General features: G+C 65.5%; 28 protein-coding genes. 20 read left to right on the top strand and 8 right to left on the bottom strand.

Going from position 1 to position 23,922, the window contains the following annotated elements:
- Positions 1 to 43: 43 nt before the first annotated feature.
- The 12 genes from KBW95_RS13655 (at position 44) to KBW95_RS13600 (ending at position 9,310) form a co-directional block, all read left to right on the top strand.
- Entirely contained in the window at positions 44 to 805 is a 762-nt protein-coding gene (locus tag KBW95_RS13655) for a uracil-DNA glycosylase (RefSeq protein ID WP_211528512.1), read from the top strand.
- 190 nt (positions 806 to 995) lie between these two features.
- Positions 996 to 1,472 carry a Fe-S cluster assembly transcriptional regulator IscR gene (gene iscR / locus KBW95_RS13650; RefSeq protein ID WP_211525615.1) on the top strand — a complete coding sequence of 159 codons (477 nt, stop codon included), beginning with the start codon at positions 996 to 998 and terminating at the stop codon, positions 1,470 to 1,472.
- 19 nt (positions 1,473 to 1,491) lie between these two features.
- On the top strand, positions 1,492 to 2,748 hold the full coding sequence (locus KBW95_RS13645) for an IscS subfamily cysteine desulfurase (protein WP_211525614.1): 1,257 nt from the start codon (positions 1,492 to 1,494) through the stop codon (positions 2,746 to 2,748).
- A 24-nt stretch (positions 2,749 to 2,772) separates the two neighbouring features.
- Complete coding sequence (gene iscU, locus KBW95_RS13640; RefSeq protein ID WP_211528511.1) at positions 2,773 to 3,165, top strand: Fe-S cluster assembly scaffold IscU; 393 nt, start codon at positions 2,773 to 2,775, stop codon at positions 3,163 to 3,165.
- Between the two features lie 28 nt (positions 3,166 to 3,193).
- Entirely contained in the window at positions 3,194 to 3,517 is a 324-nt protein-coding gene (gene iscA, locus KBW95_RS13635; RefSeq protein ID WP_211525612.1) for an iron-sulfur cluster assembly protein IscA, read from the top strand.
- A gap of 5 nt (positions 3,518 to 3,522) precedes the next feature.
- Positions 3,523 to 4,038 (top strand): Fe-S protein assembly co-chaperone HscB, encoded by a 516-nt coding sequence (gene hscB / locus KBW95_RS13630; RefSeq protein ID WP_211525611.1) that lies wholly within the window; start codon positions 3,523 to 3,525, stop codon positions 4,036 to 4,038.
- Positions 4,039 to 4,110: 72 nt separating this feature from the next.
- A complete protein-coding gene (gene hscA / locus KBW95_RS13625) occupies positions 4,111 to 6,000 on the top strand; it encodes a Fe-S protein assembly chaperone HscA (protein ID WP_211525610.1) in 1,890 nt (629 codons plus the stop codon).
- Positions 6,001 to 6,168: 168 nt separating this feature from the next.
- The gene (fdx, locus tag KBW95_RS13620; RefSeq protein WP_211525609.1) at positions 6,169 to 6,510 is read left to right on the top strand and encodes an ISC system 2Fe-2S type ferredoxin; all 342 of its coding nucleotides are present in this window, start codon (positions 6,169 to 6,171) and stop codon (positions 6,508 to 6,510) included.
- Positions 6,511 to 6,525: 15 nt separating this feature from the next.
- Positions 6,526 to 6,720, top strand: coding sequence for a Fe-S cluster assembly protein IscX (iscX, locus tag KBW95_RS13615; protein ID WP_211525608.1), 195 nt, complete (start codon positions 6,526 to 6,528; stop codon positions 6,718 to 6,720).
- On the top strand, positions 6,707 to 7,585 hold the full coding sequence (locus tag KBW95_RS13610) for an SAM-dependent methyltransferase (RefSeq protein ID WP_211528510.1): 879 nt from the start codon (positions 6,707 to 6,709) through the stop codon (positions 7,583 to 7,585). Before iscX ends, KBW95_RS13610 begins: the two co-directional genes overlap by 14 nt.
- Before the next feature lie 4 nt (positions 7,586 to 7,589).
- A complete protein-coding gene (ltaE, locus tag KBW95_RS13605; protein ID WP_211528509.1) occupies positions 7,590 to 8,621 on the top strand; it encodes a low-specificity L-threonine aldolase in 1,032 nt (343 codons plus the stop codon).
- Positions 8,621 to 9,310, top strand: coding sequence for an RNA pseudouridine synthase (locus KBW95_RS13600; RefSeq protein WP_211528508.1), 690 nt, complete (start codon positions 8,621 to 8,623; stop codon positions 9,308 to 9,310). Before ltaE ends, KBW95_RS13600 begins: the two co-directional genes overlap by 1 nt.
- On the opposite strand, the gene KBW95_RS13595 is transcribed toward KBW95_RS13600, so the two are convergent.
- The 4 genes from KBW95_RS13595 to KBW95_RS13580 all read right to left on the bottom strand — a co-directional run bounded on the left by KBW95_RS13595 (position 9,307) and on the right by KBW95_RS13580 (position 13,579).
- Positions 9,307 to 10,011, bottom strand: a complete 705-nt coding sequence (locus KBW95_RS13595) for a TrkA family potassium uptake protein (RefSeq protein WP_229429741.1) — start codon at positions 10,009 to 10,011, stop codon at positions 9,307 to 9,309. The two genes, KBW95_RS13600 and KBW95_RS13595, sit on opposite strands and share 4 nt — an antisense overlap.
- The gene (locus KBW95_RS13590) at positions 10,001 to 11,329 is read right to left on the bottom strand and encodes a TrkH family potassium uptake protein (RefSeq protein WP_211528507.1); all 1,329 of its coding nucleotides are present in this window, start codon (positions 11,327 to 11,329) and stop codon (positions 10,001 to 10,003) included. The genes KBW95_RS13595 and KBW95_RS13590 overlap by 11 nt, the downstream gene beginning before the upstream one ends.
- Before the next feature lie 13 nt (positions 11,330 to 11,342).
- A complete protein-coding gene (nhaA, locus tag KBW95_RS13585) occupies positions 11,343 to 12,560 on the bottom strand; it encodes a Na+/H+ antiporter NhaA (RefSeq protein WP_211528506.1) in 1,218 nt (405 codons plus the stop codon).
- 107 nt (positions 12,561 to 12,667) lie between these two features.
- Positions 12,668 to 13,579 carry a LysR family transcriptional regulator gene (locus KBW95_RS13580; protein ID WP_211528505.1) on the bottom strand — a complete coding sequence of 304 codons (912 nt, stop codon included), beginning with the start codon at positions 13,577 to 13,579 and terminating at the stop codon, positions 12,668 to 12,670.
- A 99-nt stretch (positions 13,580 to 13,678) separates the two neighbouring features.
- On the opposite strand from KBW95_RS13580, the gene sugE reads away from it, so the two are divergent.
- Positions 13,679 to 13,999, top strand: coding sequence for a quaternary ammonium compound efflux SMR transporter SugE (gene sugE, locus KBW95_RS13575; RefSeq protein ID WP_211528504.1), 321 nt, complete (start codon positions 13,679 to 13,681; stop codon positions 13,997 to 13,999).
- A gap of 7 nt (positions 14,000 to 14,006) precedes the next feature.
- Here sugE and KBW95_RS13570 read toward each other — a convergent pair whose 3' ends face one another.
- Genes KBW95_RS13570 through KBW95_RS13555 form a run of 4 tightly spaced genes read right to left on the bottom strand, consistent with a single transcriptional unit; the run spans position 14,007 to position 16,258 of the window.
- On the bottom strand, positions 14,007 to 14,522 hold the full coding sequence (locus KBW95_RS13570) for an RDD family protein (RefSeq protein ID WP_211528503.1): 516 nt from the start codon (positions 14,520 to 14,522) through the stop codon (positions 14,007 to 14,009).
- The gene (locus tag KBW95_RS13565; RefSeq protein WP_211528502.1) at positions 14,509 to 15,300 is read right to left on the bottom strand and encodes a DUF3106 domain-containing protein; all 792 of its coding nucleotides are present in this window, start codon (positions 15,298 to 15,300) and stop codon (positions 14,509 to 14,511) included. Before KBW95_RS13565 ends, KBW95_RS13570 begins: the two co-directional genes overlap by 14 nt.
- On the bottom strand, positions 15,297 to 15,692 hold the full coding sequence (locus tag KBW95_RS13560) for a DUF3619 family protein (RefSeq protein ID WP_211528501.1): 396 nt from the start codon (positions 15,690 to 15,692) through the stop codon (positions 15,297 to 15,299). The genes KBW95_RS13565 and KBW95_RS13560 overlap by 4 nt, the downstream gene beginning before the upstream one ends.
- Positions 15,689 to 16,258, bottom strand: a complete 570-nt coding sequence (locus KBW95_RS13555) for an RNA polymerase sigma factor (RefSeq protein WP_211528500.1) — start codon at positions 16,256 to 16,258, stop codon at positions 15,689 to 15,691. Before KBW95_RS13555 ends, KBW95_RS13560 begins: the two co-directional genes overlap by 4 nt.
- A 222-nt stretch (positions 16,259 to 16,480) precedes the next feature.
- Here KBW95_RS13555 and KBW95_RS13550 point away from each other — a divergent pair, with 222 nt between their 5' ends.
- The 7 genes from KBW95_RS13550 (at position 16,481) to ilvC (ending at position 23,817) form a co-directional block, all read left to right on the top strand.
- Complete coding sequence (locus KBW95_RS13550) at positions 16,481 to 17,356, top strand: TauD/TfdA family dioxygenase (RefSeq protein ID WP_211528499.1); 876 nt, start codon at positions 16,481 to 16,483, stop codon at positions 17,354 to 17,356.
- 13 nt (positions 17,357 to 17,369) lie between these two features.
- A complete protein-coding gene (locus KBW95_RS13545; RefSeq protein WP_211528498.1) occupies positions 17,370 to 18,368 on the top strand; it encodes an ABC transporter substrate-binding protein in 999 nt (332 codons plus the stop codon).
- 3 nt (positions 18,369 to 18,371) lie between these two features.
- Positions 18,372 to 19,187: an ABC transporter ATP-binding protein gene (locus KBW95_RS13540; RefSeq protein ID WP_211528497.1), complete on the top strand. Its 816-nt coding sequence runs from the start codon at positions 18,372 to 18,374 to the stop codon at positions 19,185 to 19,187.
- A complete protein-coding gene (locus KBW95_RS13535; protein WP_211528496.1) occupies positions 19,187 to 20,068 on the top strand; it encodes an ABC transporter permease in 882 nt (293 codons plus the stop codon). The genes KBW95_RS13540 and KBW95_RS13535 overlap by 1 nt, the downstream gene beginning before the upstream one ends.
- A gap of 484 nt (positions 20,069 to 20,552) precedes the next feature.
- On the top strand, positions 20,553 to 22,280 hold the full coding sequence (locus KBW95_RS13530) for an acetolactate synthase 3 catalytic subunit (RefSeq protein WP_211526897.1): 1,728 nt from the start codon (positions 20,553 to 20,555) through the stop codon (positions 22,278 to 22,280).
- Positions 22,280 to 22,771, top strand: coding sequence for an acetolactate synthase small subunit (ilvN, locus tag KBW95_RS13525; protein WP_027867685.1), 492 nt, complete (start codon positions 22,280 to 22,282; stop codon positions 22,769 to 22,771). Before KBW95_RS13530 ends, ilvN begins: the two co-directional genes overlap by 1 nt.
- Positions 22,772 to 22,800: 29 nt before the next feature.
- On the top strand, positions 22,801 to 23,817 hold the full coding sequence (gene ilvC / locus KBW95_RS13520; protein WP_211526896.1) for a ketol-acid reductoisomerase: 1,017 nt from the start codon (positions 22,801 to 22,803) through the stop codon (positions 23,815 to 23,817).
- Positions 23,818 to 23,922 lie beyond the last annotated feature (105 nt).

The following is a 23,922-nucleotide window of genomic DNA, read 5'->3' as shown; positions in this document are numbered from 1 at the left end:
CACATACGCTACAATCCGCCCTCAAAAATCCGGACACACCACCATGACCATCCCCGCCCAGATCCTGCCCGCCCTCGACCTCGCCGCCCCCTCCTGGCGCCCGATCCTCGAGCAGGGCCTGGAAGCGATGGCCGCAGCCAACCCCGGCTACCTCCCGGCGCTCGCGGTCGACAATTATCTCCCCACCGAAAACCGCCTGTTCGCCGCCTTCGCCCAGCCCCTGGACAAGGTCCGCTACGTCCTGGTCGGCGAAGGCCCCTACCCACGCGCCGAAAGCGCGACAGGCGTCTGCTTCATGGACGGCGCCGTCGGCGAACTCTGGTGCGACACCGGCCTCTCGAAGCCCGTCAACCGCGCCACCTCGCTGCGCAACTTCATGAAGATGCTGCTGGTCGCATCAAGCCAGCTCCAGGCCCACGATACCGGCGGCGCGGCCATGGCCCCGATCGCCCGGGCCGCCCGCGGCGACGGCAGCATCCAGACCCTGGCCCAGCTGCAAGACAACCTGACCCGCCACGGCTTCCTGCTCCTGAACGCCTCGCTGGTGTTCCGCAGCCACGTCCCGCCCGCCGTCGACGCCCGCGCCTGGCTGCCTTTCCTGCAAACCGTGCTGGCTGCCCTGGCCGCGCGACAAAGCCCGCCGACCCTGGTCCTGTGGGGGAAAATCGCCGAGCAACTGAAAAAGCTGCCGGAAACCGCCGCGCTGCCGCAGATCGCCGCCGAGCATCCCTACAACCTGTCCTTTATCCAGCATCAGGGCATGCAAGAACTCTTCGGCCCGATGCAGCTGCTGCGGGCGCAATAAACAATTATTAAGAAAGCAGGAGGGGGGAGGCGGCTGCCATTTTTGGGGCTGCCAAGACAAGACGCTTGCGTTTTGCTATACTTGACTAAATCGTTCAACTAATCCGGTTTTTAGCAAGCTGCAATGAAGAGAGTTGTTGCAAGCGGATTATTTGGGCAAGAGGAATATTTTAACACTAACCGGGGTTGTGATGCGTCTGACCACCAAAGGCCGTTTTGCTGTTACCGCGATGATCGATCTTGCCATGCGTCAAGGCAATGGTCCGGTCACGCTGTCGGGCATCAGCCAGCGCCAGGCCATTTCGCTGTCGTACCTGGAGCAACTGTTCGGCAAGCTGCGCCGCCACGAGATCGTCGAATCGATCCGCGGCCCGGGCGGCGGCTACAGCCTGGCGCGTCCAGCGGAAAAGGTGACGGTGGCCGACATCATCATCGCCGTCGACGAGCCGCTCGATGCGACCCAGTGCGGCGGCAAGGAAAACTGCCACGGCGCCGACGCCGCCAGCGGCACCCGGTGCATGACCCACGAGCTGTGGACCACGCTGAACGAGAAGATGGTCGACTACCTCGATTCGGTCTCGCTGCAAGACCTGGTCGACCAGCAGAAGCAGAAGGAACAGAACGTCGTGGTGGTGCACCGCACCCACGCCGCCGTCGGACAAAATTGAAGCATATTGGAGTGAACTGATGAACGCGCCTTTGGACAAGAAAACCGAGCAGAGCTTCGCGACTGCGCCCCACTTCCCGATCTACATGGATTACTCGGCCACCACGCCGATCGATCCGCGCGTGGCGGACAAAATGATCCCCTTCCTGCGCGAGCAGTTCGGCAACCCGGCATCGCGCAGCCACATGTACGGCTGGACCGCGGAAGCTGCGGTCGAGGAAGCGCGCGGCCACGTGGCGGCCATCGTCGGCGCCGATCCGCGCGAGATCATCTGGACCTCGGGCGCGACCGAAAGCAACAACCTGGCGCTGAAGGGCGCTGCCCAGTTCTACAAGACCAAGGGCAAGCACATCATCACCGTCAAGACCGAGCACAAGGCCGTGCTGGACACCGTGCGCGAACTGGAACGCCAGGGCTTCGAGGCGACCTACCTCGAACCGCAGGAAAACGGCCTGATCACCCTCGAGCAGCTGGAAGCGGCGATCCGCCCGGACACCATCCTGGTCTCGGTCATGATGGTCAATAACGAGATCGGCGTGATCCAGCCGATCGCCGAGATCGGCGAACTGTGCCGCTCGAAAGGCATCATCTTCCACTGCGACGCCGCGCAAGCCGTCGGCAAGGTCGAGATCAACCTGGAAAAGCTGAAGGTCGACCTGATGACCTTCACCGCCCACAAGGTCTACGGCCCGAAGGGCATCGGCGCCCTGTACGTGCGCCGCAAGCCGCGCGTGCGCCTGGAAGCGCAGATGCACGGCGGCGGCCACGAGCGCGGCCTGCGATCGGGCACTCTGCCGACCCACCAGATCGTGGGCATGGGCGAAGCCTTCCGCATCGCCAAGGAAGAGATGGACAGCGAACTCGCGCGCATCAAGACCTTGCGCGACCGCCTGGCCAAGGGCCTGATGGAGATCGAAGAGGTCTACGTCAACGGCGACATGGAACACCGCGTCCCGCACAACCTGAACGTCTCGTTCAACTATGTCGAAGGCGAGTCGCTGATCATGGCGATCAAGGACATCGCCGTGTCGTCCGGCTCGGCCTGCACTTCGGCCTCGCTGGAACCGTCTTACGTCCTGCGCGCCCTGGGCCGCAGCGACGAACTGGCGCACAGCTCGATTCGCTTCACCATCGGCCGCTTCACGACCGAAGAAGAAGTCGACTTCGCCATCAACCTGCTGAAATCGAAGGTTGGCAAACTGCGCGAACTGTCGCCGCTGTGGGACATGTTCAAGGAAGGGATCGACCTCAACTCGATCCAATGGGCAGCCCACTAATTACCGTATTCAAGGAGTATCACCATGGCTTACTCGGACAAAGTTCTCGACCACTATGAAAACCCGCGCAACGTCGGCGCCTTCGACAAGGGCGACGACGCCGTCGGCACCGGCATGGTCGGCGCGCCGGCTTGCGGCGACGTGATGAAGCTGCAGATCAAGGTCAACGACCAGGGCCTGATCGAAGACGCGAAGTTCAAGACCTACGGCTGCGGCTCGGCGATCGCTTCGAGCTCGCTGGTGACCGAATGGGTCAAGGGCAAGTCGCTGGACGAAGCGCTGGCCATCAAGAACACCCAGATCGCCGAAGAACTGGCTCTGCCGCCGGTCAAGATCCACTGCTCGATCCTGGCCGAAGACGCGATCAAGGCCGCCGTCGCCGACTACAAAGCGAAGCACGCCGACAAGGCAGCGTAACAACCGTAGAACCTAGCTGGAGAACCACATGGCAATCACCCTGACCGAAAAAGCCGCCAAGCACGTCAACCGTTACCTCGAACGCCGGGGCAAGGGCATCGGCTTGCGCTTCGGTGTGCGCACCACGGGGTGCTCCGGCCTGGCCTACAAGCTCGAGTACGTCGACGAGATGTCGCCCGAGGACAACGTGTTCGAGTCCTTCGGCGTGAAGGTCTTCGTCGACCCCAAGAGCCTGCCCTACATCGACGGCACCGAGCTGGACTTCGCGCGCGAAGGCCTGAACGAGGGCTTCCGCTTCAACAACCCGAACGTCAAGGACAACTGCGGTTGCGGCGAGAGCTTCCGTATCTAACGCGCATGCAGAACCACTTCGACCTGTTCCACCTGCCGGCCCGTTTCGAGGTCGACATGGACGCGCTGGACGCGGCCTACCGCGAGGTGCAGGGCCAGGTGCACCCGGACCGCTTCGTCAACGCCTCGGACACCGAGAAGCGCGTGGCGATGCAATGGGCGACGCGCGCCAACGAGGCCTACCAGACCCTGCGCAATCCGCAGAAGCGCGCGCAGTACCTGTGCGAACTCAACGGCGTCGACCTGCAGACCGAGTCCAACACGGCCATGCCGATGGCCTTCCTGATGCAGCAGATGGAATGGCGCGAAGCGCTGGACGATGCGCGCGCCGGCAGGGACGTCGATGCATTGGACGGGCTGGACGCCCAGGTGAGGCGCGAGCGCAAGCAGATGCTGGAGCAGGTCGGCAAGCAACTCGACGCGGGCGACTACCAGGGCGCGGCGCAGGGCGTGCGCGCGCTGATGTTCCTCGATAAGTTCGGGGACGAAGTCCAGTACGCGTTCGAAGCCCTCGAGGCATAAGCGACGTCCCATACCGCAGGGTGGACGCCAGTCCGGCCCTGCGCCAGACAAGAATAATCAGGTATCACCACCATGGCACTCCTTCAAATCGCCGAACCCGGCATGTCCACCGCCCCGCACCAGCACCGCCTGGCCGTGGGCATCGACCTGGGCACCACCAATTCCCTCGTGGCCACCGTGCGCAGCGGCAGCCCCGAAGTGCTCAGCGACGAGGACGGCCGCCCGCTGCTGCCATCGGTCGTGCGCTACCTGCCCAACGGCCATGCCAACATCGGCTACAAGGCCCAGGCCCACCAGACCACCGACCCGAAGAACACCATCGTCTCGGTCAAGCGCTTCATGGGCCGCGGCCTGAAGGACATCGCCCACGCCGAGAACCTGCCTTACGACTTCGTGGATGCGCCCGGCATGGTGCAGATCAACACCGTGGCCGGCGTGAAAAGCCCGGTCGAGACCTCGGCCAATATCCTGGCCACCCTGCGCCAGCGCGCCGAGGATTCGCTCGGCGACGAACTGGTCGGCGCCGTGATCACCGTGCCGGCCTACTTCGACGACGCCCAGCGCCAGGCGACCAAGGACGCGGCCCAGCTGGCCGGCCTGAACGTGCTGCGCCTGCTGTCGGAACCGACCGCCGCCGCCATCGCCTATGGCCTGGACCACGGCAAGGAAGGCGTCTACGCGGTCTACGACCTGGGCGGCGGCACCTTCGACATCTCGATCCTCAAGCTCTCCAAGGGCGTGTTCGAAGTGCTGTCCACCGGCGGCGACTCGGCCCTGGGCGGCGACGACTTCGACCACCGCCTGTTCTGCTGGATCGTCGAGCAGGCCAAGCTGGCCCCGCTGTCCGAGCACGACACCGCGACCCTGATGGTCAAGGCGCGCCAGGCCAAGGAACTGCTGTCGACCAACGAAGAAACCACGATCGAGGCGATCCTGAAGTCGGGCGAGATCGTTCAGGTGACGATCGACGCGCACACCTTCGCCGAGATTACCAAGCACCTGGTCACGAAGACCATGAACGCCATCCGCAAGGCCATGCGCGACGCCAACGTCAGTGTCGAGGACGTGGACGGCGTGGTGATGGTGGGCGGCGCCACCCGCATGCCGCACGTGCGCCGCGCGGTGGGCGACTTCTTCCACACTATCCCGCACGCGAACATCGACCCGGACAAGGTGGTGGCGCTGGGCGCCGCCATCCAGGCGAACCTGTTGGCCGGTAACCGTGCCGAGGGCGACGACTGGCTGCTGCTGGACGTGACCCCGCTGTCGCTGGGCATCGAGACCATGGGCGGCCTGGTCGAGAAGATCATCCCGCGCAACTCGACGATTCCTTGCGCCCGCGCGCAGGAGTTCACGACCTTCAAGGACGGCCAGACCGCGCTGGCGGTGCACGTGGTGCAGGGCGAGCGCGAGCTGGTGTCGGACTGCCGCTCGCTGGCGCGCTTCGAGCTGCGCGGCATCCCGCCGATGGCGGCCGGCGCGGCGCGCATCCGCGTGACCTACCAGGTCGACGCGGACGGCCTGCTGTCGGTGTCGGCGCGCGAGATGCGTTCGGGCGTGGAAGCGTCGATCACCGTCAAGCCGTCCTACGGCCTGGGCGACGACGAGGTGGCGCGCATGCTGCAGGATTCGTACTCATCGGCGCAAGGCGACATGCAGGCGCGCGCACTGCGCGAAGAGCAGGTCGAGGCGGAGCGCATCCTGCTGGCGACGCAGTCGGCGCTGGACGCCGATGGCGAGCTGCTGAGCGATGAAGAGCGTGCCGAGATCGCCAGGCTGGAGCAGGGCGTGCGCGATGCGGTGGCCATGTCGCAGGATGCGGCGGTCGACTCCGGCGCGCGCCAGAACGCGCTGCACGATGCGGTGCAGGCGCTGGCCAAGGGCACCGAGGACTTCGCTGCGCGCCGCATGGACAAGAGCGTTCGCAAGGTCCTGGCTGGTAAGTCGCTGGACGAGGTCTGATTCGTCCCACTACCGCCTGAATCGTCGTCCCCGCGCAGGCGGGGACCCAAGTTCGTCGCGCTGCCACTGAAAGCAAACGCAGCCGATTTGCGACTAAACTTGGGTTCCCGCCTCCGCGGGAACGACGGGTTAGAGCAGACACATAAAACAATTCACGAGGTAACCCAAGTGCCACAAATCGTCATCCTCCCCCATCCGGTGTTCTGCCCCGAAGGCGCCGTCCTCGAAGCCCCGCAGGGCAAGTCCATCTGCGACGTCCTGCTCGAGAACGACATCGAGATCGAACACGCCTGCGACCGCGTCTGCGCCTGCACCACCTGCCACGTGATCGTGCGCGAAGGCTTCGATTCGCTGAACGAGCAGGAAGAAAAGGAAGAGGACATGCTCGACAAGGCCTGGGGCCTGGAGCCGAACTCGCGCCTGTCCTGCCAGGCCATCGTCGCCGAGGAAGACCTGGTCGTCGAGATCCCGAAGTACACCATCAACCACGCAGCAGAAAAAAGCCACTGAACGCCACTGACCACCATGAAATGGACTGACGTGCAGGCCATCGCCGAGGCCCTCTACGAAAAATATCCGGACGTCGACCCGACCGCGATCCGCTTCACCGACCTGCACAACTGGGTCGTGGGCCTCGAGGAGTTCGACGACGACCGCACCCGCGGCGGCGAACGCGTATTGGAAGCCATCCAGGCGGCATGGATCGATGAAGCACGCTAACCAAGCCAAGAAAGCACCGGCCGCAGCCCCAGAGCTCCCGCCGGAAGTCCGCCCGGGCCAGTCGATCGAGCTGCTCAAGGAGCTGCACATCCTGACCCGCGACGGCAAGCTGAACCAGGACAGCCGCCGCAAGCTGAAGCAGGTCTACCACCTGTACAACTTCATCGAGCCGCTGCTCAAGGACGTGCGCGAACAGAAGCAGGGCGTGTCCCTGGTCGACCACGGCGCCGGCAAGTCCTACCTCGGCTTCATCCTGTACGACCTGTTCTTCAAGGGCCTGGACGACGGCTCCCACATCTACGGCATCGAGACCCGCGAAGAGCTGGTCCAGAAGTCGACCGAGCTGGCGGCGCGCCTGGGCTTCAGCGGCATGTCCTTCCTGCCGCTGTCGGTGGCCGAATCGACCACATCGAGCAAGCTGCCCGAGACCATCGACATCGTCACCGCGCTGCATGCCTGTAACACGGCCACCGACGACGCCATCGACTTCGCGCTCAAGAAGAAGGCCAAGCACATGGTGCTGGTGCCGTGCTGCCAGGCCGAAGTGGCCACGGTGCTGCGCAAGAACAAGGGCAAGGACCTGGGCCGCAGCGCACTCACCGAGATCTGGCGCCACCCGATCCACACCCGCGAGTTCGGCAGCCAGCTGACCAACGTGCTGCGCTGCCTGCAGCTCGAAGCCCATGGCTACCAGGTCACGGTGACTGAACTGGTCGGCTGGGAGCATTCGATGAAGAACGAGCTGATCGTCGCGACCTACAAGAACCTGCCGCGCCGCCGTCCGGCCGAACGCCTCGGCGAAGTCCTGTCCGAGCTCGGCCTGCAGGAAATGAAAGAACGCTTCTACACTGCCAACCAGGAATAAGACGATGAGCAAGATGGACAAGTGGATCGACCTGCGCAGCGACACCGTCACCCAGCCTTCCGACGCCATGCGCGCGGTGATGGCCGCCGCCGAAGTGGGCGACGACGTCTACGCGGACGACCCCTCGGTCAACCGCCTGCAGGAGTACGCGGCCGAGCTGTTCGGCTTTGAAGCCGGCCTGTTCGCGCCCAGCGGCACCCAGACCAACCTGATCGCGCTGATGACCCACTGCGGCCGTGGCGACGAATACCTGGTCGGCCAGGAAGCGCACACCTACAAGTACGAAGGCGGCGGCGCCGCGGTGCTGGGCAGCATCCAGCCGCAGCCGATCGCCAACCAGCCGGACGGCTCGATCGCCTTGGGCGACATCGAAGCCTATATCAAGCCGGACGACATGCACTTCGCGCGCACCCGCCTGCTGGCGCTGGAAAACACCATCGGCGGCCGCGTGCTGGGCCAGGACTATGTGGCCGCCGCCACGGCGCTGGCGCACGGCAAGGGCCTGGCCACCCACCTGGACGGCGCGCGCATCTGCAACGCCGCCGTGAAGCAGGGCATCAGCCTGCGCGCGGCGGTGGCCGGTTTCGACACCGTGTCGGTCTGCCTGTCGAAAGGCCTGGGCGCCCCGGTCGGCTCCGTGCTGCTGGGACCGAAGGCCTTCATCGAGCAGGGCAAGCGCTGGCGCAAGATGCTCGGCGGCGGCATGCGCCAGGCCGGCATCATCGCCGCGGCGGGCCAGTACGCGCTGGAGAACAATGTGCAGCGCCTGGCGGACGACCACGACAACGCGGCCGAGCTGGCGCGCGGCCTGTCCCGGATCGAGCAGCTGAAGGTCGGCACGCCGCAGACCAACATCTTCTGGATGGACATCCCGGTCGCCGCCTGCGAGCCGCTGCGCCAGGCCCTGGCGCGCGAACGCATCCGCGCTTCCATCGGTCCGAAGACGCGCCTGGTGACTCACCTGGACGTGAGCGCCGCCGACGTGGCGCGCACGGTCGAGGTGTTCACGGCCTTCTTCGCCGGCTGGCGCGCATGATGAGCGACGAAGGGATCCGCCTGGCCAAGCGCGTGGCCGAACTGAAGGGCTGCTCGCGCGCCGAGGCCGAACGCTATATCGCCGGCGGCTGGGTGACGGTCGACGCCAATGTGGCCGAAGATCCGGCCACCCGGGTCACGCCGGAACAGGCCGTCGCATTGCTGCCCGGCGCCACCGCCATCGAACCGCTGCCGGTGACCATCCTGCTGCACAAGCCGGCCGGCGTCGATGCCGGCGAGGGCGCGCTGGCGCTGATCAATGCGGACACCCTGGTCCAGCAGGGCCGGGGCGGCCAGCGCTTCCTGCGCCGCCACCTGAACAAGCTGACGCTCGCCACGCCGCTCGAACGCGAGGCCAGCGGCCTGGTGGTCTACAGCCAGGACTGGCGCGTGCTGCGCAAGCTGGTCGAGGACGCGTCGCGCATCGAGCACGAATACCTGGTCGAGGTGGACGGCCAGATGGCGGGCGAGGGCCTGGCGGGACTCAACCGCGACTTCAAGGCCAGCTGGCAGAACGAGACGCGGCTGCGCATCGCCGGCAAGAACATCCGGCCAGGGCAGATCGAGAGGGCCTGCGCCGCCGTCGACCTGAAGCTGCGCTCCATCCGCCGCCTGCGCGTCGGCCGCATTCCCCTGGCCAGCCTGCCCGAGGGCCGCTGGCGCTTCCTCCCCGAGACCGAACGCTTCTAGGCGCGCGCCTTCTTGTTCTCGCCGGCGAACAGCTCGATCTTCTTGGTGGGTCCCGAGACGATCAGGAGGTCGCCCGGCAGGATGCGGGTGTCGCCCAGGGCGTGCTCGAAGTCCTGGTTCATCCGCTTGACGCCGACGACGGTCACGCCGAAGCGGGAGCGCACATGCGCTTCCGCCAGCGTCTTGTGATGGGTGAGGTCTGGCGCATGGATCTTTGCGATCGCGAAGCCGTCCTCGAATTCGATGAAGTCCATCAGGCGCCCCGTGATCTGGTGCGCCACGCGCGCGCCCATGTCCGCTTCCGGGAAGATCACGTGATGCGCGCCGATGCGCTGGGCGATCTGCCCGTGCTCGGGCGACATGGCCTTGACCCAGATGTCCTTGATGCCCAGTTCGGTCAGCACCATGATGGTCATCAGGCTCCCCGCCAGGTCGGAGCCGATGCCGACGATGGCATGCGAAAAATCGGCCACGCCCAGCTGCAGCATGGTGTTCTCGTTGGTGGCGTCGGCCTGCACCGCGTGCGTCAGGCGGTCGGCCCAGATCTGCACCAGGTCTTCCCTGTGGTCGATGCCCATGACGTCGTGCCCCAGGCGCATGAGCGACTGGGCGACGGCGCCGCCGAAGCGGCCCAGGCCGATGACAACCACGCTGTCGCTCGCGGAAAACGCGAACTGCTCCGTAAAAATCCTACCCAACAATTGGGTTCTCCTCAGGATAGCGATATGGCATGCGCCTTTCCCCCAGGATGAGGGAGGTCGCGATGGTGATGGTGCCCACCCTGCCTACGAACATTAACACCGTCAGCAGCAACTGGCCGGACACGGGGAGTTGCGCCGTGATCCCGGTCGACAGTCCTGCCGAGCCGAATGCTGCGATGACTTCGAAGATGACCTGGGCAGGGGGCAAATCGGTGAGGCGCAGCATGACCAGGGTGCCGAGCGCCACCGCGAGGCTTCCCAGTACCAGTACGGTGATCGCCTGGCGCTGGGCGGACGCGCCCACGCGGCGCCCGAAGGCCTCGGTGTCCCGGTGCCCCTTGACCTCCGCGATGACCAGCAGGGCCAGGACCACGATGGTGCCGACCTTGACGCCGCCCGCGGTGCCCGCGCTCCCGCCGCCGACGAACATCAGGAAGTAGTGCAGTGCGAGGGACTCGTGGCTCAGCGCCGCGATGTCGATCGCATTGAAGCCGGCGGTGCGCGCCGATACCGACATGAAGGCGCTCGACAGCAGCTTGTCCGTGAAGCCCATGGCGCCGAGCGTGCGCGCGTTGTTCCATTCGAACAGCAGGACGCCGAGTGTGCCGAGCACCAGCAGCGCCAGGGTCCCCGCGAGCGTCAGCTTGGTATGCAGGGACCAGTGGCGCGGGTCGCGCCACCTGAGGCGCAGGTCGTTCAGGACGGGAAAGCCGATGCCGCCGATGACGATGGCAAGCATCATGGGCAGCAGGATCAGCGCGTCGGCGGCGTAGCGCACCAGGCTGTCGGGATGGATCGAGAAGCCGGCATTGTTGAAGGCGGAAACCGCATGGAACAAGCCGCTCCAGGCGGCTTCGCCCCAGGCCTGGCCGTAGGCGTAGCGCAGCCGCAGCGCCAGCATGGCGGCCAGCACGAGCTGCGACACGGCCGTAATGCCGAGCACCAGCCGCGCCACGCTGGCGATGTCGGTCATGCCCAGCGAGCGCGATTCGGTCTGGGTCACCAGGCGGGTACGCAGGCGGGGCGAGCGGTTGACCAGCAGCCCGAGCAGGGTGGCGGCCGTCATCATGCCGAAACCGCCCAGCTGGAACAGGACCATGATCACCGCCTGCCCGAAGATCGACCAATAGGTGCCGGTGTCGACCACCGCCAGGCCGGTCACGCACACTGCCGAGACGGCGGTGAAGAAGGCCGCGATGAAGGAGGCCGCGCCATCGCCGGACCGGGCGGCCGGCAGCATCAGCAGCGCCGTGCCGGCGAGGATGGCGAGCAGGAAGGCCAGCGCAACCGCGCGCGCGGGATGGAGGACAGCGTTCATGCGGCGTGCACGCTCACCGCGTATGCTCGACGTGGAAGTCCATGGTCTCGGTGTCGGCGTCCGTCGGCAGCGGCCGGCCGAACAGTTTCAGCCAGAAGAAACCCAGGATGCCGGCCATCAGCGAGGCCAGCAGGATCGCCATCTTCGAACTGTCGATCAATGCCGCGTTGCCGGGGAAGGCCAGGTTGGTGATAAAGATCGACATCGTGAAACCGATGCCGCCCAGCAGGCCGGCGCCCAGGATATGGCGCCAGGACAGGTCGGCCGGGAGGCGGCACAGGCCGAGCGCCGCCGCGCCCAGGGCGAAGGCGGTGATGCCCACGGGCTTGCCGAGCGCCAGGCCGGCCATGATGCCCAGGCTGTTCGAGTTGGCGAGCGCCGCCGCGGCGCCCGCGCCGATGACGATGCCGGTATTGGCCAGCGCGAAGATCGGCAGGATCAGGAAGGACACCGGCACGTGCAGGATATTCTCCAGGCGGTGCGAGGGCGACTCGGCATCGTCCTGGCGCGCCGAGTAGGGAATGGTAAAGGCCAGCAGCACGCCGGCGATGGTGGCGTGGACCCCGGACTTGAGCATCAGGAACCACATCAGCGCGCCTCCCGCCAGGTAAGGCAGCAGGCTCATGATCTTCAGGACGCGGTTCATGCACAGCAGGAGGCCGAAGACGGCGAGGGCGCCGGCCAGGTAGGCGAAGGCCAGGTCGCTGGTGTAGAACACGGCGATCACGACGATCGCGGCCAGGTCGTCCATCACCGCCAGCGCCGTCAGGAAGATCTTGAGCGAGGCCGGCACCGCACTGCGTCCCAGCAGCGCCAGCACGCCCAGGGCGAAGGCGATGTCGGTCGCCATCGGAATGCCGATCCCCGCCTGCGTCGGCGTGCCGCCGTTGAGCAGGAAGTGGATCAGGGCGGGGACGCCGACCCCGCCCAGGGCCGCGATCAGGGGCAGCATGGCATTGCGGATGTCCGACAGCTCGCCGTTATAGAGCTCGCGCTCCAGTTCCAGCCCGATGAGCAGGAAGAAGATTGCCATCAGGCCGTCGTTGACCCAGTGCTCGACGCTCAGGCCGGCGAGCTTGGCATGCCAGAAGCCGAGATAAGCGTCGCTGTAGGCGGAATTCGCCACGATCAGCGAGGCGACCGTGCACAGGATCAGGACGATGCCGCCCGCTTTCTTGGAATGAAAGAAGCGCTGGAAGGTGAGGGAAAGGGCTTGTTGGACAGTAGGCATGAGATCCTTGGATGGTCGCAAATAGGCCGCGTGGCGGCCCGACCATCGCGCATCCTGTCATACCTGGCGGTACGATCACCCTTGCCTGGAGTATAACGCAATCCCCGTCAGGGAAGGCCGCCAGCCGGATCGCGCCGTGGGCTCAGCAACTCCACGAAACGCGTTGCCGCCACGCCCAGCGGCCGCTCATTGGTCCAGATCACGTCCACGAAAAAGCGCAGCACGTTGGTGAAGTTCGCCGAGGGAATCTCGACCAGCTCGCCCAGTTCCAGCGGATCGCGCACGAAGCCCGACGGCAGCCAGGCCCAGCCCAGTCCTGCCTTCACCAGGGACAGGGCCGCGACGGGGTTATCGGTGCGCCACTGCAGGCGCGAGACGGCGATGCGTTTGTCCACCTGGAGGGCGTCGCGCCCGGCCACGACGATCTGGCGCTCCGCCAGCAGGTCGGCGTCGCGGATCGCCTCCACGCCTGCGCGACCGAGCATGGGATGGGTGGGGGCGAGCACGGCCACCAGGCGTTCCTCGGCCACTTCCTGGAACACTTCGCGCGCATCCATGCCGTAGCGCTCGAACACCAGCGCGAGCTGGGCCCGGCCGCTCTGCACCATTGCGAGCGCATCGGCCTGGGGCGCGCTCAGGACTTCGATTTCCAGCAGCGGGAATTCAGCGCCCAGGGTGGCCAGCGCTTCGCTCCAGGCTGCGGACGCCAGGAGCTCCGGCAGGATGGCGATGCTCAAGGAAGCTTCCAGCCCGCGCGTCAGCGACAGCGCGTGGTTGTTCAGGCGCTGCAGCTGCTCGACCAGCACTCGCGCCTGGGGCAGCAGGGCCTGGGCGTGCGCGGTGGGCCTGGGCTCGCGGCCGCTGCGGTCGAACAGCTCCAGGCCCAGTTCCGCTTCCAGGTTGCCGATGGCCATGCTGACCGCCGAGGGCACGCGCTGCAGCACGCGGGCGGCGGCGGAAAAGGAGCCATGGTCGATGGCGGCCAGGAAGACGCGCAGGTTGTCGAGATCGAATGCCATCTATCAATTCTACTGATATTTCCCGACTTTTTCTTTCAGGCGGACTTGGGTAGGATCGCGTCAGGCATTCGAGCCTGGAACGCATTGAAAGGAAAGAAGATGGTGTGGTTATCGCTGTTCGCAGCAGGACTGTTCGAGATCGTCTGGGCCATCGGCCTCAAGTACACGGACGGATTTACGCGGCTCTGGCCGACCGTCGGCACCCTGGCCGCGATGGCGCTGAGCATCGCCTTGCTGGGCTATGCGCTGAAAACGCTGCCGGTGGGGACGGCTTACGCGATCTGGACCGGCATCGGGGCCGTGGGAACGGCCATCGCGGGCATGGTGTTCCTGGGCGAATCCGCGTCGCTGGCGCGGATCGCCTGCATTGCCCTGATCGGTGCGGGCATCGTGGGGCTCAAGCTCGTCACCCCGGCTTGACCGGGGCCTAGGCGCGTGCGCGCTTGGGCAGGGCGATGAGGCGGGTGCCGGCCAGCTTGTCGTGCAGGAACTGGCGGTCCTTGTCGAGGAAGGCGGTGAGCGCCCAGGCGACCACGCCGATGGCGAGGGCGATGGCGATCTGGCCCTTGCCGTGCAGCCCGAAGGCGCCGCATACCAGCAGGGCCGGGACAAACCAGCCCCAGGCCAGCAGGAAGCGGATCACCGCCGTACGCCAGGGCAGGCGCGCATGGCCCAGCTGGACCACCTTGATGCGCCAGGTCTTCATCGCCAGGGTGTGGCCGCTGTCGACCCAGCACCAGATGAAATACGCCGCCGTCACCAGGAACAGGAAGGCCTTCAGGCCGTGCTGGTAGACGGCTTCCTGGCGGTTGCCGGTCAGGAGCAGGTAGAGCAGCACCGCCAGCATCTCGACCGCCAGCAGCAGGAAGCCTTCGTAGACCATCGCCAGGACGCGGCGTTTGATAGGGGGCGTACTGACAGGGACGGTCTCAGTTGCTTGCATTCGAAGAAGACGGAACAGGTGGCGGGCTGGCCGGCGTCGCCGCCGGGGTCGATGGGGTGGCGCTTGGGCCCGGCGCGGAGACAGCCGGTGCCGGCGCGGCCGGCGCGCCTGCCGCCGGTGCGGCCGGCGCCGGGGCAGGCGTGGATGCCGTCGCGCTTGGGGCCGGGGCGTTCGCGCCCGGGGGCGTGATGCACTCGGCGCCGCGGCGCGTGGTGTTCGGAGGACACGGGGTCGGGATGACCAGGGTCGGCGATTCCGGCAGGGCCACCGGGGCCGGCTTGCGGGTGGCCGACTTGGCCAGCTTGCGCTTCTGTTCCGGAGGAAGTTGCTTGTAGCTTTCCCAGGTGGCGATTTTCTCGCCCGGCGCCAGCTTGCGGGTCTTGTTGAAGTTCTCGCGCGCCAGGTTGCGCTGCTGCGGGGTGAGCTTCATCCACTGGCGCATGCGCTCGTGCACGCGCTGCTGCTCGAGCGGGCTCATGGAGCTGAAGCGCTCGGACAGTTCCAGCCAGCGGCGCTTGCGCATGCCTTCCAGCTGGTCCCATTCGGCCTGCAGCGGGGCGAGCGCGGTGCGCTGGGCCGGCGTCAGGTCGCGCCACAGCGGCTTGTCGAGGGATTTGGGCGCCGGCTTGCCGCCCGGGGCGCCCAGCGCTGCCGAAGCCGGCGGTGTCGGCGTGGAGCCGACCCGGTCCACGATGACCCAGGCGACGGCGCCGGCCACCAGGACCGCCGCCGCCGTTCCCAACAGGGCAACGCGAGGCTTCGAAGCGTTTTTCGTCATTGCTGGCGCTGCTGCGACTCCAGGTAGGCGGGGAACCCGGTGTCGAGATACGCGGTCAGCGGCAGTTCGTCGGCCAGCACGGCCGCGTCGATGTCGGCCAGTTCGGCCAGTCGCTCCTGCTGTTCATGCTGATAGATGCCGCCCATGCCGATGACCAGCCCCAGCAGCGGCACGGCCACGGCCACGCGCGACAGCGCCTGGCCGCTCAGCAGGTAAGAAAAACCGGACCAGCCGTGGCGTACGGCTGGCTGGGGCGCATCGGCCTTCTTGCGCGCCATGGCGCGCGCGCGGGCCTGCGCCAGCCGGTCGGTCGTCGAGGCCGGCAATGCGTCGAGCTGTTCGTTCAGCGCGTGGCGTATCTTGTACGCCAGGTTGATGTCGTCGGTGTTCATAATTTGATTCCCTTGGCCTTGAGCGCTTCGGCGAGGGCGTGGGTAGCGCGGGAACAATGTGTTTTTACGCTGCCTTCCGAGCAACCCATCGCTACGGCCGTTTCGGCCACGTCCATATCCTGCCAGTAACGCATGAGGAAGGCTTCCCGTTGACGTCCCGGGAGTTTTTGTACTTCTTCTTCGATCAGGCGCAAGGTTTGGGCGCGCTCAAGCTGGTCCGCGCTCGACTCTGCGGCGGCCGATCCTTCCTCGGCTTCATACGAAGCAAGTATATCAAATTCGTCATCGTCCCCATCCTTGCCGGAGAAGCCGGAGAAGAGGCTGATCCAGGTATTGCGCACCTTTTCGCGGCGGAAGTAATCGAGGATCGTGGTCTGCAGGATGCGCTGGAACAGCATCGGCAGTTCGTTGACCGGCTTGTCGCCGTATTTTTCGGCCAGCTTGATCATGGCGTCCTGGACGATATCCAGCGCCGATTCGTCCTTGCGCACCGCATACACCGCCTGCTTGAACGCGCGCCGTTCGACATTCTCGAGGAAGTCGTTAAGTTCTTTGTCTGTGGCCATGCGGGTTCAGGGGAGTGCTTTCTTGCTCTGCCTTAAGGAAAACTGACGAATCCTAGCAAAAAACCACCAGGTATGCACCGGAATTGCACAGCCGCGTCCCTGTAATGCCTCGGGACGGCGGTCGCGAGCTGCAAAAAATGCATGTTCATACATGAAATGATTCGTTGTCCGGCCAAATGTGCGTGGCTATTCTCGAAACACCACTCATCAACGGACACGCTCATGCCGCTCGATTCCACCCGCCAGGATTTCGCCATCCACCCCTTCATCGGCAGCCCGCTCGGGGCCGAAGTGCTGGGACTGGACCTGTCGCGCCCGCTCAGCGATACGGACTTCCGCCGCCTGCATCGCGCCCACCTCGACCATCATGTGCTGGTGTTCCGCGACCAGCAGGTCACGCCGGGCGAGCAGGTGGCCTTCAGCCGCCGCTTCGGCGAGCTGCAGATCCACGTGCTGCGCCAGTTCCAGCTGGCCGGCCATCCGGAAGTGCTGGTGATCTCGAATATCGTCGAGCACGGCCAGCCGATCGGCCTGGGCGACGCCGGCCACTTCTGGCATTCCGACCTGTCGTACAAGGAAACGCCCAGCCTGGGATCCATGCTGCATGCCCAGGAATTGCCGGAAGAGGGCGGCGACACCTTGTTCGCCAACCAGCACCTGGCCTGGGACACCCTGCCGGCCTGGCTCAAGCGCGAAGTCGAGGGACTGCAGGCCGAGCACTGGTACCTGGCGCGCTACGAAGAGTTGCAGCAGCGCAACCCCTGGCGTCCCAAGCTGACCCAGGCCCAGATCGACGAGGTGAAGCCGGTGCGCCACCCGGTGGTGCGCACTCATCCCGAAACCGGCCGCCGCGCGCTGTTCGTCAGCGAGCATTTCACCACCCGCATCCTGGGCGTGTCCGAGGAGCACAGCCGCGAGCTGCTGGATGCCCTGTTCGCCCACAGCACGGGCGCCGAATTCATTTACCGCCACCAATGGCGGCCGCAGGACATGGTGTTCTGGGACAACCGCTCCCTGATGCACCTGGCCACCGGCTGCCCCGACCACCTGCCCCGCAAGCTCTACCGCACGACGATCGCCGGCGACGTCCCATTCTGAACAAGGAAACGCAATGACACTGAAGAACATCGCCGCGGCTGCGGCGCTGGCCCTGGCCTTGCCTTCGCTGGCCCAGGCCGAAGGCAAGATCCGCATCGCCGAGCAGTTCGGCGTGGTCTATCTGCTGCTGAACGTGGCCCAGGACCAGAAGCTGATCGAGAAGCACGGCAAGAAGCATGGCGTCGATATCGACGTCGACTGGGTCAAGCTCTCGGGCGGGGCGGCCACCAACGAGGCCTTGCTGTCCGGATCGGTCGACGTGGTCGGCGCCGGCCTCGGCCCGCTGTTCACGATCTGGGACCGCACCAGCGGACGGCAGAACGTGCGCGCCGTCGCCTCGCTCGGCAATTTCCCATATTACCTCGTGAGCACCAACCCGGCGGTCAAGAGTATTGCCGACTTCACGGACAAGGACCGCATCGCGCTGCCGGCCGTGACGGTGTCGGTGCAGGCCCGCATCCTGCAGCTGGCCGCCAGCAAGCAGTGGGGCGCCGCCCAATACAAGAAGCTCGATCCGATCACCCAGACCGTGCCGCACCCGGACGCGGCGGCCGCCATCATCGCCGGCAAGACCGAGCTGAACGCCCACTTCGGCAACCCGCCTTTCCAGGACCAGGAACTGGCCGCCAATCCCAAGGCCCGCGTGGTGCTCGATTCCTACCAGGTGCTGGGCGGACCAAGCTCGGCCACGGTGCTCTACGCGACCGAGAACTACGTCAGGGAAAACCCGAAGACCTACCGCGCCTTCATCGACGCCCTGGTCGAGGCGGCCCAGCTGGCCACGAACAATCCGGAGGCGGCGGCCGACGCCTACCTGCGCGTCAACAAGGGCAATATCGACCGCGCGCTGCTGGTAAAGGTGATCAAGGATCCGAAAGTGCAGTTCAAGGTGGCGCCGCAGAACACCCTGGGACTGGCCCAGTTCCTGCACCAGGTCGGCGCGATCAAGAACAAGCCGGCCAGCTGGCGCGATTATTTCTTCGCCCATCCGGCACTCGAAACGGGGAGCTGAGTCATGACGCCCTTGAACCTGGTGCCGTCCGAGCCGCTGCTGCGTGCCGACCATGTCACCCTGGAATACCAGGGCGAGCATGGTACGGTGCGCGCCACCGAAGACGTGAGTTTCGAGGTCTGGCGCGGCGACCGCTTCGTGCTGCTGGGGCCTTCGGGCTGCGGCAAGTCGACCCTGCTCAAGGCTGCCGGCGGCTTCATCCGGCCGCAAGCGGGCAGCCTGAGCCTGGCCGGCCAGCCGGTCACCGGGCCGGGGCCGGACCGCATCGTCGTGTTCCAGGAGTTCGACCAGCTGCCGCCTTGGAAGACCGTGCGCGACAACGTGATGTTTCCGATGCTGGCTGGCGGCGTCAGGCGCAGCGAGGCCGACCAGCGCGCCGGTCACTGGCTGGGCAAGGTGGGGCTGGCGCGCTTCGCCGACGCCTATCCGCATACCTTGTCGGGCGGGATGAAGGCGAGGGTGGCGATCGCCCGCGCGCTGGCGATGCAGCCGGCCGTGCTGCTGATGGACGAGCCTTTCGCCGCGCTCGATGCGCTGACCCGCCGCACCATGCAGGAAGAACTGCAGGCGCTGTGGGAAGAGATCGGCTTCACGATGCTGTTCGTCACGCACTCGATCGAGGAAGCGCTGGTGGTGGGCAACCGCATCCTGCTGCTCTCGCCCCATCCGGGGCGCGTGCGCGCCGAGCTCAATAGCCACCAGTTCAGCCTGTCGAGCGCCGGCAGCCAGGAATTCCAGGCGGCGGCCCAACGCATCCATGGCTTGCTGTTCGGCCAGGCCGCGGAACCGATTTCTCACCCCTCTACCGCAGTGCAATGATGAGCAGTTTCCGTGAGCCTCCGGTGCGTCCGGAATATATCCTCGAACCCCTTGGGGTGTCTCCTGGTTTGGCCGCCCCGGGTCCCGTGGCCCGGGCGGCCTCTTTTGCGCTGCCCGACCTGGGCTGGCTGCGCAAGCTGGGCATCCTGCTGGCGCTGGCCCTGCTGTGGGAAGGGCTGGCGCGCTGGTTCGGCAACGACCTGCTGCTGCCGGGCGCCCTGCAGACGGGCAGGGCCTTCCTCGAGGGCCTGATGTCGGGCGAGCTGTTCGGCTACGTGAAGGTGTCGCTGGCGGTGCTGCTCCAGGGCTTCCTGCTGGGCGTGCTCGGCTCTTTCCTGCTGACCTGGCTGGCGGTCTCCTACCGCTGGGGCCGCGAACTGATCGATACCCTGACCTCGATGTTCAACCCGCTGCCGGCCATCGCGCTGCTGCCGCTGGCCCTGCTGTGGTTTGGACTGGGCAAGGGCAGTCTGCTGATGGTGCTGGTGCACTCGGTGCTGTGGCCGTTGACCCTGAATGCGAGCGCGGGCTTCCGCTCGGTGCCGGAGACCTTGCGCATGGCTGGGCGTAACTATGGTCTGGGTGGGCTGCGCATGGTGCTGCAGATCCTGATCCCCGCGGCGCTGCCGTCCATTTTGTCGGGCTTGAAGATCGGCTGGGCCTTCGCGTGGCGCACCCTGATTGCTGCCGAGTTGGTTTTTGGCAGCACCTCGGGGCAGGGCGGGCTGGGCTGGTATATCTTCCAGAGCCGCAACGAACTGTTTACAGACAAGGTCTTCGCCGGGCTGGCTGCCGTCATCCTCATTGGCCTCGCAGTCGAGGCCGCCATCTTCCAGACGCTCGAGCGTCTGACCATCCGCCGCTGGGGCATGCAGCGCTAGCTCCTGCACGTCGTTCCGCCTAAGTTTGTTGAGCTATCGTGACGCTGAACTTGGGCCCCGGCCTTCGCCGGGGCGACGGCTCATCGGCTAACTTATAGGTCGTAGTGGTTTGGCAGAGCAGATTTTCAAATTATCTCCTTGACCAAAATGGTGCAGCGCGGTAATGTGCTTAATACGCTTTGCACCCCCGAAGCATCAAGTCAACCGGAATCGGCACAAAAGGCCTTGTCCGGATCATTGACGCGCTTTCATTTGTAGGCAGTTTGCTCCAACCCGCGCCACAAGCGCGAGAGATGCGATCGACCGCTACAGACACTCAAGCTGAACGAGTTGCGCCCAGCGCCGGTGCGTAAGGACCCTACGGTGGCCTGAAACATCGACGTGCACGCAGAAAGAAGGGAAGCATGAGCACTGTCGCGCGAGACGCGTTTCGTTAGGAACGGGCATCCGATCAATCTCCCTCTGGGTCTTGAAAGGAATGAACATGAGTAACGATTCAGCCGTCCCCATCACGGGCGCTGAGATAGTGGTGCGTTGTCTCGCGGAAGAGGGCGTCAAGCACGTCTTCGGTTATCCCGGCGGGGCAGTCCTCTACATCTACGACGCCATCTTCAAGCAGGACAAATTCCAGCACGTACTGGTTCGCCACGAACAGGCCGCGGTCCATGCCGCTGACGCCTATTCGCGCAGCTCGAACACCGTGGGCGTCGCCCTCGTGACCTCGGGTCCTGGTGTCACCAATGCCGTCACCGGCCTGTCCACCGCTTACATGGATTCGATCCCGATGGTCGTGATCTCCGGCCAGGTGCCGAGCCACGCGATCGGCCAGGACGCCTTCCAGGAATGCGACACCGTCGGCATCACCCGCCCGGTGGTCAAGCACAACTTCCTGGTCAAGGATGTGCGCGAGCTGGCCTCGACCATCAAGAAAGCCTTCTACATCGCCCGCACCGGCCGCCCCGGCCCCGTGCTGGTCGACATCCCGAAGGACATCAGCATGCACAAGTGCGTGTACGAGTATCCTCGCGAGATCGAGATGCGTTCGTACCGCCCGGTCGACAAGGGCCACGCGGGCCAGATCCGCAAGGCCGTGCAATTGCTGCAGGGCGCAGAGCGCCCGATGATCTACGCCGGCGGCGGCGTGATCCTGGCGAACGCGTCGAACGAACTGAACCGCCTGGTCGACAAGCTCGGCTTCCCGGTCACCAACACGCTGATGGGCCTGGGCGCCTCGCGCTCCACCAGCCCGCACTTCGTCGGCATGCCCGGCATGCACGGCACCTACGAAGCGAACATGGCGATGCAGAACTGCGACGTCCTGATCGCCATCGGTGCCCGCTTCGACGACCGCGTGATCGGCAATCCCAAGCACTTCGCGACCAACCCGCGCAAGATCATCCACATCGACATCGACCCTTCGTCGATCTCGAAGCGCGTCAAGGTCGACATCCCCATCGTCGGCAACGTCAAGGACGTGCTGGTCGAACTGCTCTCGCAGCTCGACGCCAGCACGACGTCCACCAACACCATCCCGTTGCAGGCATGGTGGAAGCAGATCGCTGAATGGCGCGGCCGCGACTGCCTGGGCTATGCCAAGTCGGATGAGCTGATCAAGCCGCAGTCCGTCATCGAGCAGCTGTACAAGGTGACCGACGGCGACGCCTTCATCACCTCGGACGTGGGCCAGCACCAGATGTGGGCCGCGCAGTACTACGGCTTCGACAAGCCGCGCCGCTGGATCAACTCGGGCGGCCTGGGCACCATGGGCGTGGGCCTGCCGTACGCCATGGGCGTGCAGATGGCCAACCCGGGCGCCACCGTCGCTTGCGTGACGGGCGAGGGCTCGATCCAGATGTGCATCCAGGAGCTGGCGACCTGCAAGCAGTACCACCTGACGCCGAAGATCATCCTCCTGAACAACCGCTTCCTGGGCATGGTGCGCCAGTGGCAGCAGATCGACTACGGCTCGCGCTATTCCGAGTCCTACATGGATTCGCTGCCGGACTTCGAGAAGCTGGCCGAGGCCTATGGCCACGTCGGCATGCGCATCGAGAAGCCGGGCGACGTCGAGGGCTCGCTGCGCGAAGCCTTCGCCATGAAGGACCGCCTGGTGTTCATGAACTTCATCACCGACCAGAGCGAGAACGTCTGGCCGATGGTCAAGGCGGGCAAAGGCCTGAATGAAATGCTGCTCGGCTCGGAGGACCTGTAATGCGACACATCATTTCCGTCCTCCTCGAGAACGAAGCCGGCGCCCTGTCGCGCGTGGTCGGGCTGTTTTCCGCACGCGGCTACAACATCGAAACCCTGACCGTGGCGCCGACCGAAGATGCGACCCTGTCCCGCATGACGATCGTCACCTCGGGCTCGGACGACATCATCGAGCAGATCACCAAGCACCTGAACCGCCTGATCGAGGTGGTGAAGGTGGTCGACCTGACCGAAGGCCAGCACATCGAGCGCGAGCTCATGCTGATCAAGGTGCGCGCCGTCGGCAAGGAACGTGAAGAGATGAAGCGCACGGCGGACATCTTCCGCGGCCGCATCATCGACGTCACCGAAAAGACGTACACGATCGAACTGACCGGCGCCAAGAGCAAGCTCGACGCCTTCATCGACGCCATCGACCGCGCATCCATCCTCGAGACCGTCCGTACCGGCGGCTCCGGCATCGGCCGCGGCGAGCGCATCCTCAAAGTATAAACAGCCCCACTTAAAAATTAGGAACGAACATGAAAGTTTTCTACGACAAAGACTGCGACCTCTCCCTCATCAAAGGCAAGAATGTCGCCATCATCGGCTACGGCTCGCAAGGTCATGCGCACGCACAGAACCTGAGCGAATCGGGCGTCAATGTCACCGTGGGGCTGCGCCGCGGCGGCGCTTCCTGGAACAAGGTCGAGCAGGCCGGCCTGAAGGTCGCCGAGGTTGATGAAGCGGTCAAGAGCGCCGACGTCATCATGGTCCTGCTGCCGGACGAGAACATCGCTCAGGTCTACAAGGAAAACATCGAGCCGAACGCCAAGCAGGGCGCCGTGCTGGCCTTCGCCCACGGCTTCAACGTGCATTATGGACAGGTGGTGCCGCGCGCCGACCTCGACGTGATCATGGTTGCGCCGAAGGCCCCGGGCCACACCGTTCGCGGCACCTACCGCCAGGGTGGCGGCGTGCCGCACCTGGTCGCCGTCTACCAGGACAAGTCGGGTTCGGCCCGCGACATCGCGCTGTCCTACGCCATGGCCAACGGCGGCGGCCGCGCCGGCATCATCGAGACCAACTTCCGCGAAGAGACCGAGACCGACCTGTTCGGCGAGCAGGCCGTGCTGTGCGGCGGCACCGTGGAACTGATCAAGGCCGGCTTCGAGACCCTGGTGGAAGCGGGCTACGCGCCGGAGATGGCCTACTTCGAGTGCCTGCACGAGCTGAAGCTGATCGTCGACCTGATCTACGAAGGCGGCATCGCCAACATGAACTACTCGATCTCGAACAACGCGGAATACGGCGAGTACGTCACCGGCCCGCGCGTCGTGACCGCGCAGACCAAGGAAGCGATGAAGCAGTGCCTGAAGGACATCCAGACCGGCGAATACGCGAAGAGCTTCATCCTCGAGAACAAGGCCGGCGCCCCGACCCTGATCTCGCGCCGCCGCCTGACCTCGGAGCACCAGATCGAGGAGGTCGGCGCCAAGCTGCGCGCGATGATGCCTTGGATCGCCAAGAACAAGCTCGTGGACCAGTCGAAGAACTAAGCGTCGCGTTCTCACGCTGAATGGGCGGCAACCGGTCTGGTTGCCGCCCATTTTCTTTGCGCGTGGGGCCATGCGTTCTGGGTAGCTGTGACAATTGAAGAGAAT

The organism is Massilia sp. ZL223, assembly GCF_018119395.1.
GTDB lineage: Bacteria > Pseudomonadota > Gammaproteobacteria > Burkholderiales > Burkholderiaceae_D > Telluria.
Note: the sequence above shows the minus strand (reverse complement) of the source record. Positions and strands in the feature narration are given on the sequence as shown.